The 12,955-nt window shown below is 65.0% G+C and carries 10 protein-coding genes; 8 read left to right on the top strand and 2 right to left on the bottom strand.

Going from position 1 to position 12,955, the window contains the following annotated elements; genetic code table 11:
* Positions 1-199: 199 nt before the first annotated feature.
* Together D1Y85_RS07750 and D1Y85_RS07745 are read left to right on the top strand one after the other, a co-directional pair.
* Entirely contained in the window at positions 200-460 is a 261-nt protein-coding gene (locus tag D1Y85_RS07750) for a hypothetical protein (RefSeq protein ID WP_124150465.1), read from the top strand.
* Positions 461-565: 105 nt separating this feature from the next.
* Positions 566-796 carry a DUF2795 domain-containing protein gene (locus tag D1Y85_RS07745; protein ID WP_124150464.1) on the top strand — a complete coding sequence of 77 codons (231 nt, stop codon included), beginning with the start codon at positions 566-568 and terminating at the stop codon, positions 794-796.
* A gap of 19 nt (positions 797-815) precedes the next feature.
* On the opposite strand, the gene D1Y85_RS07740 is transcribed toward D1Y85_RS07745, so the two are convergent.
* Positions 816-1,433: a TetR/AcrR family transcriptional regulator gene (locus D1Y85_RS07740; RefSeq protein ID WP_124150463.1), complete on the bottom strand. Its 618-nt coding sequence runs from the start codon at positions 1,431-1,433 to the stop codon at positions 816-818.
* A gap of 225 nt (positions 1,434-1,658) precedes the next feature.
* Between D1Y85_RS07740 and D1Y85_RS07735 the strand changes: the two genes are divergently transcribed.
* The 5 genes from D1Y85_RS07735 (at position 1,659) to D1Y85_RS07715 (ending at position 8,902) form a co-directional block, all read left to right on the top strand.
* Positions 1,659-2,810, top strand: coding sequence for an efflux RND transporter periplasmic adaptor subunit (locus D1Y85_RS07735; RefSeq protein WP_124150511.1), 1,152 nt, complete (start codon positions 1,659-1,661; stop codon positions 2,808-2,810).
* Complete coding sequence (locus D1Y85_RS07730; protein WP_124150462.1) at positions 2,807-5,923, top strand: efflux RND transporter permease subunit; 3,117 nt, start codon at positions 2,807-2,809, stop codon at positions 5,921-5,923. Before D1Y85_RS07735 ends, D1Y85_RS07730 begins: the two co-directional genes overlap by 4 nt.
* Complete coding sequence (locus D1Y85_RS07725; protein WP_246024817.1) at positions 5,920-7,485, top strand: efflux transporter outer membrane subunit; 1,566 nt, start codon at positions 5,920-5,922, stop codon at positions 7,483-7,485. The genes D1Y85_RS07730 and D1Y85_RS07725 overlap by 4 nt, the downstream gene beginning before the upstream one ends.
* 78 nt (positions 7,486-7,563) lie before the next feature.
* Positions 7,564-8,172 (top strand): 2-hydroxychromene-2-carboxylate isomerase, encoded by a 609-nt coding sequence (locus D1Y85_RS07720; protein ID WP_124150461.1) that lies wholly within the window; start codon positions 7,564-7,566, stop codon positions 8,170-8,172.
* A gap of 307 nt (positions 8,173-8,479) precedes the next feature.
* Positions 8,480-8,902: a YfiM family lipoprotein gene (locus D1Y85_RS07715; RefSeq protein ID WP_124150460.1), complete on the top strand. Its 423-nt coding sequence runs from the start codon at positions 8,480-8,482 to the stop codon at positions 8,900-8,902.
* A gap of 163 nt (positions 8,903-9,065) precedes the next feature.
* Here the strand turns inward: D1Y85_RS07715 and D1Y85_RS07710 are convergent, their stop codons facing one another.
* Positions 9,066-11,570, bottom strand: a complete 2,505-nt coding sequence (locus D1Y85_RS07710; RefSeq protein ID WP_124150459.1) for a penicillin-binding protein 1A — start codon at positions 11,568-11,570, stop codon at positions 9,066-9,068.
* A gap of 631 nt (positions 11,571-12,201) precedes the next feature.
* Between D1Y85_RS07710 and D1Y85_RS07705 the strand changes: the two genes are divergently transcribed.
* Entirely contained in the window at positions 12,202-12,834 is a 633-nt protein-coding gene (locus tag D1Y85_RS07705; RefSeq protein ID WP_124150458.1) for a plasmid mobilization protein, read from the top strand.
* Positions 12,835-12,955 lie beyond the last annotated feature (121 nt).

Genomic DNA, 12,955 nt, shown 5'->3' with positions numbered 1-12,955 from the left:
GACGCACTGGTCGATTTGCTGCCATGATGTAAGTGTTGCATCTTCCGGTACGTCAATGCGGGGCAAACACCCCGCCCGCGTGCAGGAGCGATGCCGCGCGCCAGCCGGACGCGGTCGGCGCGGAAGCCGCGTGGCGCCCGCCCGGGAGCGGCACGGCGTTTGCTGCAGCCCTAGGGCTGCATGGAAAGGAGGTCGAGCGATGAAAGCCTCGACACTGATGACCAGCGTGCTGCTGTCGGCATCATGCTTCGCTGCGCCGGTACGCACAGCACAGGAAGTTCCGGTCTATCACGGGAGTGCGCCTCTGCCGTTCCGTGCCGAAGACGTCCCGGTTGCCCCGCCCGCGCCCGACGTGCCAGTCGCGAGGACGATCGGCCCCGAACACTGGGAATACGTGACCCTGCCAAAGTCGAGGCGCCTCGACCGCGCGCTCACCCCGGTACTGCACCAGCAGACATGAGCGACGTAGCGCGGCGGCACCCGAAACGGATTGTGTATGCTCCCGGTGTGACACGATCCGATTGAGAACTCATACCCCGCGCCCGCCGGGCCAAGGAACCCCTGCATGTCCGCATCCCGCATCCCCGACGAACCCATCGACCTGCAATTCGCCGACGTGTTGCGCGAGGTGCGCTGGCCGGCCAACAAAGAAGGCCTCATCGACGCCGCGCGTAGCGCTGGCGCGAGCAACGAAGTGCTGGCGATACTGGACGGCATGCCTGAGCAGGACTATCAGGACGTTGCGTCCGTCACGCAGCTGATCGGCAGCAACTACAGCCCCGGCGTCGGCTCGTAAGGGCAGCTGAACACCCGGCTCAGGCGTCGCGGCCGAACACCACACGCGCGAAAAACCGGCCCAGCACTTCTTCGACGACAGGCGGCGTAATCTGCTGCGGATCGGCCATCGCGAGAAACTGCACGCCGTCGCACAGGCCGATCAGGCCGATGACGAGCAGATCGGCCGCAAGCGGCATGGGCGTGCCGACACGCGCCGAAAATTCCTCGATGTAGGCGGCAAGCTGGTCGCGTTTTTCCTTCATGAACGCATTAAAACGCGTGCGAAAGCGAGCGTCGCGCGCAGCCAGCAGTTTCGCTTCCACCCACAGCAGAAACCCCTTGTTGTCCTGCGCCATGCGGCTGTAGTACGCAATCACGCGCGATTCCATGTCCTCGCGCGTCGCTTCTGTCTCGAAAATCGCGCGCAAATCGGCCTGCATCGCCTCGTGATCGCGCCGTAACAGTTCGACGAGCAGTTCCGCCTTGCTAGAGAAGTTCGAATAGAACGCGCCTCGCGTGTAGCCCGCAGCAAACGCGATATCTTCGACGCTCGCTCCCACGAATCCTTTTTTCATGAAGATGGCGTGCGCCGCATCGAGCAGGCGCTCGCGCGTCTGGTCACGGCTTTGCTCGCGGGTGAGTCGTATACGGTTCATCGCGACAGTCTAGCACTGAAACAATTTGACAATACGATTTTGCATTCGGATACAACTGTGTATTAGAATTCGAAGCGTCATCTGTAGTCAATGCCCGTTCGCCCGTGCTTTTCGGGTCCAGCGGATACCAGCGGCGCCGCGTCCACGCTCATACGAAGCGCGGGCGTGCGCACCATGCAAGTCGAGGTTCATGTGAATCATCGCAGTCGTGACGCATCGAACCGGATGCGCGGGCAATCCAGTGGGTCATCGAGTGGCGTGCAGTGGTTTTCGCGGTGGCGCCGTTTTGCCGGTCTCCTGCCCTTGTGTGGCGTGCTCGCACTCGCCGCGTGCGAAAAGCGGGCTTCCGCGCCGCCCGAACCGCGCCCCGTCGTCTCGATGGCCGTGCACCCCGACGAGAGCGCCGCATCGGCAACCTACCCCGGTGAAGTCGATGCACGCTATTCGACGCCGCTCTCGTTCCGCGTCAACGGTAAGATTATCGACCGCACTGTGCGCCTCGGCGATACGGTCAAGCCAGGCCAGGTGCTCGCGCGTCTCGATCCGGTCGACTACGACAAGAACGCCGCAAGCGCCGCCGCGCAAGTCGACGCCGCGCGCCATCGCCTTGTATTCGCGAAACAGCAGCTCGAGCGCGACACGGCGCAGGCCGAGGCCAACCTGATCGCCAGGGCGCAGCTCGAGCAGACGCAGGACGCTTTCGCGTCCGCGGCAGCACAACGCGACCAGGCCGAGCAACAGCTCGCGCTTGCCGAGAACCAGCGCCGCTATACGGAACTCGTCTCCGATCACGCAGGCACCATCACCGCCGAAAACGCCGATACCGGCCAGAACGTGCAGTCGGGTCAGCCCGTCTATCAGCTGGCGTGGTCAGGCAGCGTCGACGTACTTTGCGACCTGCCCGAAAATGCCATCCACGGCATCAACATTGGAGAAACGGCACAGGTGAGCCTGCCCGCGCTTCCGGGCAAGCGTTACCGGGCGCAGGTGCGCGAGGTCGCGACCGCCGCCGATCCCGCAAGCCGCACCTGGCGCGTGAGATTCACGCTCGAACAGCCGGACGCAGCCGTGCGGCTCGGCATGAGTGCCAACGTCGTGCTCGCGGCGAATCGCGGCGGTGCGCAGGCGGCCTTTACGATCCCCGCCACGGCCCTCTTCCATGACGGCAACGCGCCCGCGATCTGGGTCGTGCGCAAGCCCGACAACGTGCTCCAATTGCGCCGCGTCACGGTCGCGCGCTACGACGCACGCACGATCACCGTCACGAGCGGTATTGCCGACAACGATCAGATCGTGGTCCAGGGCGTCCACACCGTCACTGCGGGCCAGAAAGTGCGCCCGGTCCCGCCGCTCCACCCTGAGGACTTCGCGTCATGAGCACGCCCCACGAAGAGGGGCGCTTTAACCTGTCGGCGTGGGCGCTGCGGCATCAGGCGCTCGTGGTCTTCGTGATCGTGCTCGCGACGCTTTTCGGCGCCCTCTCCTACACACGTCTTTCGCAGTCCGAAGATCCACCCTTCACGTTCCGCGTGATGGTGATCCAGACCTTCTGGCCCGGCGCGACGGCCCGCCAGGTCGAGGATCAGGTGACGACCCGGATCGGCCGCAAGCTTCAGGAGACGCCGCACATCGACTTCCTGCGCAGTTACTCGCGCCCCGGCGAGTCGCTCGTGTTCTTCACGATGAAGGACTCCGCGCCCGTGAGCCAGGTGAAGGAAACCTGGTACCAGGTGCGCAAAAAAACGGGCGACATCGCGGCAACCCTGCCGCCGGGCGTACAGGGGCCGTTCTTCAACGACGAATTCGGCGACGTCTACACGAACATCTACACACTCGAAGGCGACGGGTTTTCGCCGGCCCAACTGCATGATTACGCCGACACCCTGCGCGAAGAACTGCTGCGCGTACCCGACGTCGGCAAGGTCGATTACTTCGGCGATCCGAACCAGCGCATCTTCATCGAGATCCCGAACACGCAACTGACCAGGCTCGGCATCTCGCCCACGCAGATCGGGCAGATCATCGGTGCACAGAACAGCGTCTCGCCCGCCGGCACGCTGACCACGGCCGACGACCGCGTGTTCGTGCGCCCGAGCGGCCAGTTCACCGACCTGAAGGCGCTCGCCGACACACTGATCCGCGTGAACGGGCGCAGCTTCCGTCTCGGGGACATCGCCACGATCAGGCGCGGCTACGACGAACCGCTCGCCACGCAGATGCGCTTCGAAGGAAAATCCGTGCTCGGCATCGGCATCACGATGCAGTCCGGCGGCGACGTGATCCGTCTCGGCAAGGCGCTCGATGCACGCGTAGCACAACTGCGCGACGGGTTGCCTGAGGGTCTTCGGCTCGTCGAAGTGTCGAGCATGCCGAAAGCGGTGTCGCGTTCGGTCGACGATTTCGTTCAGGCCGTGGCCGAAGCCATCGGCATCGTGCTGCTCGTGAGCCTCGTTTCGCTCGGCGTGCGTACGGGCATGGTCGTCGTCATCTCGATCCCCGTCGTGCTCGCCGTGACCTCGCTCGTCATGTATCTGTTCGACATCGGCTTGCACAAGGTTTCGCTCGGCACGCTCGTGCTCGCGCTCGGCCTGCTCGTGGACGACGCCATCATCGCCGTCGAAATGATGGCCGTGAAGCTGGAACAGGGCTGGGACCGCACGCGCGCAGCCGCGTTCGCCTACACGAGCACCGCCTTTCCGATGCTCACCGGCACGCTCGTCACCGTCGCGGGTTTCCTGCCGATCGTGCTCGCGAAATCGAGCACGGGCGAGTACACGCGCTCGATCTTTCAGGTCTCGGCGATCGCGCTGATCGCCTCCTGGTTCGCGGCCGTGGTGCTGATTCCGCTCCTTGGCTACCGGCTCCTGCCCGAGCGCAAACGCGCCGCGCATGAACCCGACGGCCACGAACACGACATCTACGATACCCGCTTCTATCGCCGGTTCCGGCGCCTGATCGGCTGGTGTATCGAGCGTCGCTGGATCGTGCTCGGCATCACCGTCTTGCTCTTCGTAATCGCGCTCGCGGGCTTCACGCTGGTGCCGCAGCAGTTCTTCCCGAGTTCCGACCGGCCGGAACTGCTCGTCGATGTGCGCCTGCCCGAAGGCGCCTCGTTCGACGCCACGCTGCGCGAGGCGAAGCGGCTCGAAGCCGCCCTGAAGGGCCGCCCCGAGATCGACCATTCGATCAACTTCGTCGGCACTGGCGCGCCGCGCTTCTATCTGCCGCTCGACCAGCAACTGCAACAGCCGAATTTCGCGCAATTCGTGATCACGGCGAAGTCTGTGGAGGATCGCGAAAAGCTCGCAACGTGGCTCACCGGGAAGCTGCGCAACGAGTTCCCCGCCGTTCGCACGCGTCTCTCGCGTCTGGAAAACGGGCCGCCCGTTGGCTATCCGGTGCAGTTCCGCGTGAGCGGCAACGATATCGCCGTCGTGCGCGGCATCGCGGAACGCGTCGCCGCAACCATGCGCGACGACCCGCGCACGGACAACGTCAATTTCGACTGGGACGAACCCGCCGAACGATCGCTGCACTTCGAGATCGACCAGCAGCGGGCGCGTCAGTTGAACGTATCGTCGGAGGACGTCGCGAACTTCCTGCAGATGACGCTCTCGGGCTACACGGTCACGCAGTATCGCGAGCGCGACAAGCTCATCAGCGTCGACCTGCGCGCGCCGGCTGCGGAGCGCGTCGATCCCGCGCACCTCCTGAGCATTGCGATGCCGACGCCCAACGGCCCCGTGCCGCTCGGCTCGCTCGGCCACCTCGTCAACGACCTCGAATACGGCGTGATCTGGTCGCGCGACCGGCAGCCCACCATCACCGTTCAGGCGGACGTGAAGGCCGGCGCGCAGGGCATCGACGTGACGAACGCCGTGGGGAGAAAACTGCAGACCGTCCGCGCTACGTTGCCGACGGGTTATCGCATCGAGGTGGGCGGCTCCGTTGAGGAAAGCGCGAAGGGCCAGGCCTCGATCTTCGCGCAGATGCCGATACTCGTGATCGCCGTGCTCACGCTGCTCATGATCCAGTTGCAGAGCTTCGCGCGCGTGATGATGGTGGTGCTGACCGCGCCGCTCGGCCTGATCGGCGTGGTGCTCGCGCTACTGCTGTTCCGCGAGCCGTTCGGCTTCGTCGCGATGCTCGGCGTGATCGCGATGTTCGGCATCATCATGCGCAACTCGGTGATTCTCGTCGACCAGATCGAGCACGACATCCGCGACGGGCACAAGCGCATCGACGCCATCGTCGGCGCAACCGTGCGGCGCTTCCGGCCTATCACGCTGACCGCGGCAGCGGCCGTGCTCGCGCTGATTCCGCTTTTGCGCTCGAACTTCTTCGGACCGATGGCGACCGCGCTGATGGGCGGCATCACGACCGCCACCGTGCTCACGCTCTTCTATTTGCCGGCGCTCTACGCCGCGGCGTTCCGCGTACGTAGCAGCGAAACCGACGAACCCCGCCCCAACGCGGAGAATGCAACATGAAACGGTCCGCGACGATCACGATGAAACGCACGCGCGGATCGCCCGTGCGCTCGACGTGCGCCCGAGCGGCGGCGCTTGTCCCGCTCGTCACGCTTGTCACCCTCGTCACGCTCAACGTCGCAGGCTGCGCGTGGGGCCCGGGCGGCAAGGCGCCTGAAATGCCTGAGCCCGCCCACTATGGCGTAGAGCCACAGCCCGCGCAAACCGTCGCCGCGCAGGGCGTCGCGCAGCAGTTCGTGGTGGGTGCGAAGCCAGTGCCGCAATGGTGGACGCTGTACGGTTCCGACGCACTTGACTCGCTCGTCGACGAAGGCTTGCGCAACAGCCCGAACCTCGCCGCGACCGAGCACAACCTGCAGGCGGCGCGCGAGCAACTGCGCGGCCAGATCGGCAGTTCGCTGCTGCCGACCGTCGATGCACTCGGTATCGCGCAGCATCAGCGCGTGCCGGGCGTGCCGCAACTGGGTTTCAACGGGCTGGAAACCGACCTCTTCGCGGGGCTGGTCCAGGTCCGCTACACGTTCGATCTCTTCGGCGCGACGCGGTTGAATAACGCTGCGCTGGCGTCGCGAGTCGATCTGCAGGCCTACCAGTTCGACTCCGCGCGGCGCTCGCTCGCGGGCAACATCGTGGCGGCGGCGATCGGCGCGGCCGTGCTGCACGCGCAAATCGACACGACCGAGCGGCTCGTCGCGCTCGCGAACGCACAGGCCGACGATCTGGCGAAGCGCTACGCGCTGGGCGCCGCCTCGCACACGGACATGCTCAGCGCGCAGCAAAGCGCGGCGTCGATCGCGACAACGCTGCCTGTCCTGCGCCAGCAACTGAGCGCGACGCGCCACTCGCTCGCCGTATTGCTCGGCCGCACGCCCGACGCGGCGCCGCCCGACCTCGATCTCGCAACCCTCACGCTGCCGGCGCAAGTGCCTGTGGTGGTGCCGTCGGAGCTGCTGAAGTCGCGGCCTGACGTCGAAGCCGCCGCCGCGGCGCTCACGGCCGCAGCGGCCGACGTCGGGGCGGCCACTGCGCAGATGTTCCCGAGTATCACGTTGTCGGGCGCACTCGGACAGGCTGGTTTCTCGTGGCCCGCGGTAACGTCCGGCGCGGGTGCACTGTGGGTCATCGGCGCATCGCTCACGCAACCGATTTTTCATGGCGGCGCGCTGCTCGCGCAGCGGCGCGCGGCGCTGCAGTCGTACGACGCGGCGAACGCGTCGTACAAGCAAACGGTGCTCGCGGCATTCCAGAACGTCGCCGACCAGCTCGCCGCGCTCGAACACGACGCGCAGGCACTCGATTCGGCCAGCCTTTCCGCGCGCTCGTCCGCGGGCGTTTACGAAGAGACGAACGCGCGCTACCGGTTGGGCGCGGTACCGTACTACGCTGTTCGGCAGAGCGAGCAGCAATGGCGCAACGCACAACTCGACGAGATCCGCTATCGCGGCTCGCGGCTCTCCGATACAGCCGCGCTCTTCCAGGCGATGGGCAGCCCGCCCGTGGCAGCAAACGCCGCGAGTTCGTCAAGCGATGCGTCCAGCAAGGCAGCCGTGGCAACCGAGTAGTCGCGAGCGGTCGCGCGCAGTATGATCGAAATCGCCGCTTAGCCACGCAGGCGCGGCCATCGAAATGGAGATGCCGCCATGCCCTCGCCCGACCTCGAATTCTGGTTCGACCTCGCCAGTAACTACAGCTACCTTAGCGTGATGCGCATCGAGGCTGCCGCACAGCACGCAGACGTGAGCGTGCAGTGGCGGCCGTTCCTGATCGGCCCGGTCTTCGAAGCGCTCGGCTGGGAAGGACCGCCGTTTGTCGTGCAGAAGGAAAAAGGCGCTTACGTCTGGCGGGACATGTTGCGTCAGTGCCGCAAGTACGGCATTCCGTGGCAGCAGCCCACGGTGTTCCCGCGCCGCGCCGTTCTGCCGACGCGCATCGCCGTGCTGGGCGCCGACGAACCGTGGATGCCCGCCTGGTGCCGCGCAATCATGACCCGCAATTACGGCGAGGATCGGGAAGTCGATACGCCCGATGCCGTGATCGAGGTACTCGAGCAGCTTGGTCTGCCCGCGCAACGTATCGTCGAAGACGCGCTCGCCGAACCCAATCGCCAGCGGCTGCGCGACGCGACTCGTGAGGCGCGCGAGCGTGGCATATTTGGCGCGCCGACCTTCTTCGTCGACAACGAGATGTTCTGGGGCAACGACCGGCTGGAGGACGCATTGGAAGCGGCGTGTGCCCGCGCGCCTCGATAGCGGCATCGCCTCGCACAGATCTCCCACCCCGCCCAGACGTGCAGTACGTCGAACGCTCAGCCAGGCGATCGCAATGGCTGAGCGCCCCTGAACCGCGACTCTGCCACCCGCGCGTGTTTCCGACAGAAATTTCGTAAGACTATTTTCGAGACAACGCTGCTACACTGCGACCGCCGAACACGTTTGATTCGGCAAATTAGTTCGCATTACTACTCATTCATACAAACAGTTTAATCGGAGAGCGCTACCGTCCACCGGCTCGTGTCGGGCATTGGCGGCGGCGTCGCTATAGCACAACCTCACGCTCATGCCCCGCCTCCTCAAACAGAGTCTCGGCCTCGCACTCGCGCTGGCATTGAGTTCCACCGCCCACGCCAGTTACGACTGCAACACCTCGCACGGCGGCTTCCGTACCACAACGTCGGATAGCTGGACCGGCACCGACAAGCTGGAGCACTTTGCCGTATCGCTGCCATTCGGCGCGTTTGGCGGCTGGATCACGCGCGACACCGACCATCCGGTCGTCTATGGCACGATGATTGGCACCGTGCCAGGACTGGCGAAAGAAATCTACGATGGCACCTGCCGCGGCAATGGGTTCTCTTACAAGGATCTGTTTGCCGATGCCGTCGGCGCCCTGACCGACGCATGGGCCATGCATTGGGCCGTCGCGTATAACCGCGACAAGCGTGGGACGATGGTTGGTCTGGGCTATCACGATAGTTTCTGAGCTCGTTACGGCGCCCTCTTAACAATTCGCAGTGCAGATTAATTGATCCGGCCGGCGAATAGCTGTTGCTTTGGTCTCACGGCAGACACCGTCACCACCAAACAAAAGCGGCGCGCCGTTGCCGACGCGCCGCTTTTGCAGCTGCTAGCGAAGTCCCCACCCCTCAGGGCTTGTTCGACTCGAACAGATCCATGATCTGCTTCTTTTCTGTCGACGTGACGCTCGGCGTTGCCAATCCGCCCGGCCCCGTGCTGCCAACGGCATCGGTCACGCCCCCCGCCGGATTCGCCGCATCGAGACCGATGCTTGCGATAAAGCCGCTACCCGGCGTCATGTCCGAGAAGTACAGCTCACCGCCGATCGACGCCACACCGTCCGGCATCGGCTGTTGCTGCTGCGGCACGCCGCGCAGCGCGCGCTGCATGTACTCGACCCAGATCGGCAACGCGAGCTGCGCACCGAATTCGCGGCTGCCAAGGCTCTTCGGCTGGTCGTAGCCCATCCACGCGACCGCCACGAGCGTGCGCTGATAGCCGGCGAACCAGCCGTCCTTTGCATCGTTGGTCGTGCCGGTCTTGCCCTGCAGATCGTCGCGATGCAGCACGTTCGTGCCAGCGCCCGTGCCGGCCGTCGCCACCGAGTGCAGCAGGCTGTTCATGACGTACGCATTGCGCGGCGTGATCGTCTGCGGTGCGTTCTGGCCCGCGACGAGCGGCTGGGCGCGCAGCACCGGCTGGCCATTCGCATCGTCGACTTCGGCGATCAGATACGGATTGATGCGATAACCGCCATTCGCGAACACGGAATACGCACCCGCCGACTGCAGCGGCGTGACGAGCCCGGCACCCAGCGCCATCGGCAGATACGGCGGCGTCTTGTCGACGTCGAAGCCGAAGCGTTGCGTCACATAGTCCTGCGCGTACTTCGCGCCGATGTATGAAAGGATGCGGATCGACACGAGGTTCTTCGACTTCTGGAGCGCGAGGCGCATCGGCATCGGGCCTTGCGGATCGTCGTCGTCCTTCGGCTCCCACGCGTCGCCGCCCGGCGTGCTCGGCGGAAAGTACAGCGGCGCGTCGTTGATGATCGTCGCCGGTCCAAGGCCCTTTTCGAGCGACGCCGAATAGATGAACGGCTTGAAGCTCGAGCCCGGCTGGCGCCAGGCCTGCGTGACGTGGTTGAACTTGTTCTTGTTGAAGTCGAAGCCGCCGACGAGCGCGCGGATAGCACCGTCCTGCGGTGTCAGCGACACAAGCGCGCCCTCCACCTGCGGCAGTTGCGTGATCTGCCAGTTGCCCTTGTCGTCGGGGAGCACGCGCACGATCGAACCCACCCGGATGCGCTGGGCGTCCGTTGCGCGCGGCGAAAGCGCGTTCGCTGCGAAGCGCAGGCCGTCGCCGCTCACGGTGATCGTCGTGCCGTCGAGCAGTTGCGCCTTGAGCGCGCGCGGATTCGCGTCGGTGACGACGGCCGCGACGATCTCGCCGTTGTCCGGGTGATCGGTGAGCGCATCGTCGATGGCCTGGTCGCGGTCGCCACCGTCGGCGGGCAATTGCACGAAGCCCTCGGGACCGCGATAGCCGTGGCGGCGCTCGTAATCCATCACGCCCTTGCGCACCGCCTTGTAGGCGGCTTCCTGATCGGCGGAATCGATCGTCGTCGTGACCGTCAGGCCGCGCGTGTAGGTCTCGTCCTTGTACTGCGCGTACATCATCTGCCGCACCATTTCGGCGATGTACTCGGCGTGAACGCTGTACTCGTTGCCCGAGTTCTTCGTGACGATCGGCTCCTTGATCGCCTCATCATACTGTGCCGGGGTGATGTAGCCGAGATCGAGCATGCGCTTGAGGATGTACTCCTGGCGGATCTTCGCGCGGCGCGGATTGACGATCGGGTTATACGCAGACGGTGCCTTCGGCAGACCCGCGAGCATCGCGGCCTGCGCAAGCGTGATGTCCTTCAGGTCCTTGCCGAAGTACACGCGCGCCGCCGCCGAAAAGCCATAGGCGCGCTGCCCCAGATAGATCTGGTTCATGTACAGCTCGAGAATCTGGTCCTTCGTGAGCGCGCGCTCGATCTTGTAGGCGAGCAGCATCTCGTAGATCTTGCGCGTATAGGTTTTCTCGCTCGACAGGAAGAAGTTGCGCGCGACCTGCATCGTGATCGTACTTGCCCCCTGCGACGCGCCGCCGTGCATCACGTCGGACACGCCCGCACGCAGAATGCCGACGAAGTCGACGCCGCCGTGCTCGTAGAAGCGGTAGTCCTCGATCGCGAGCACCGCCTTCTTCTGCACGTCGGGAATGTCCTTGAAACGCACGATTTGCCGGCGCTCCTCGCCGAACTCGCCGATCAGCACGTGATCGGCGGTATAGACGCGCAACGGCACCTTCGGGTGATACGCGGTGAGCGCATCGAGAGAAGGCAACTGCGGCCCCATCACGACAAGCCCATAGCCGAGGATCAACGCGCCGACCGCGAGCAGCGTCACGATCAACCCGACGAACCAGAGTGCGACCGACCCGCCAAGCGAGCGAGCGCGTCCGGCGCCGTCACGTGAGGTCGTGTGGCGCTCCGGCTGCTGTAGCCCAGGGGATCCGTTGTGGAAGGAAGGCTCCCGATCGTCGTTCGGGTACTGCGGAGAAGGCGGTCGTTTGATAATTGGCATGGCTGGAAAGTTTGGCCCGTCCGGCGTGCGCCGCGCTGCGCGTTTCGCACACACAGATCGTGGTCATGGCGTCACGGCGTCGATGCGGCTGGCGGTAGCGCCGGCTTTGTGCACGCTTGTGCCTGCTTGTGCCGGTGGCCGCAATGCGACCGGCAACGCCCCCGTCCGGCCGCGCCGCACACAATGTGGCGCGCCATCGTGCAATGTAACAGCGCATTCTAAATAATTCGCGGGGGACAGAACGGGATTTTTTGTAAAAAAATCCTCATGCGCCTGATGTGTCGACTGGCGCGAGTGTCGTCCCGCCCGCATTTTCGGCGCGAAAGGCGGCTCTTTGCGCCATCCGGGGCGTTCTTCGCAAAAGGTTTTCAGACTGGTCCCGGTTCACCACCAGAAAATGCATCGCTCGCCCAGATCGCCAGCATATTCTTGCGTCATGCGCCCCGAGACCCATACACCTGAGCGTTGCGCATCGCGCGTCAGGCCGTATTATGGTTTCCGTCTCGACAACTGCGGCACATCCCGCCCGGCCGATATGCGACTGTCATCGATCAAGCACGCGACCCGCGAGCGACCCGATGCAATCGAGCCGTAGCCGTTCCGGGACCCGAGGCCGACCTGACAGCCGATCATGAACAAGCCTAGCGAACGCATCGTCGTCTTCGTCACACCCGCGCAAAAGCGCGCGATATCGGCCTCGGCCGACGAGCTCGGCATCAGCATCAGCGAGCTGATGCGCCGCGCCGTACTCGCGTTCGGCGCGACGAGTGACCAGGTGAAAGCCGCAAGCATTGTCGACCGCTTGAACGCACCGCGTGAACCCGATGCACTCGCGCAGGTACTGCGCAAAGCCGCCAAGCCATTGCGCGAGCGGCGCGCGAGTCCATTGCGGCCTGCCGTTACCGTGGTTCCCCGCGAGGAAGCCGGGCTCGTGGCCTCACCGGTCGAGACGCAAGACGAGGTTGCGCTGACCGAAGCGACGGCAGAGCGCAACACCGCAACGACACCCGCCGAAACACAAGCCTCGACGGCGCCTTCGGTCGTAGCCGCCGGCCACGACGTCAGCAGCACCGCAGATGAAGTCGCCCAGGTGGCTGCACGGCTGAACACCCCAACGCCCCCCGATGCTGCGCATGCTATCGGCGAAGAACCGTTCCGGTCGCCAAGCGTTGCGCCCGCCACGCGGGCCAGGCGCTCGCGCCGCGACGCGGACGCGTACCATGATGAGCGCGGCGGCGCGCCCGAGAACGGCAAATTTGCGTGAACGCGCACGTTCGCATAGCCATCCAGGCGGCCGTTCCTTTAAGTCCCTTTTAAGAGGGCGCGTGGTGTAATATCCGCGATCGATGCCGGCCGGGTTGCGCCTCGTGGCTCGCCGAACCATT

Source organism: Paraburkholderia dinghuensis (genome assembly GCF_003837865.1).
In the GTDB taxonomy this organism is placed as follows: Bacteria; Pseudomonadota; Gammaproteobacteria; order Burkholderiales; family Burkholderiaceae; genus Paraburkholderia; species Paraburkholderia dinghuensis.
The sequence above is the reverse complement of the archived record's forward strand: the minus strand, read 5'-3'. Positions and strand labels throughout refer to the sequence as shown.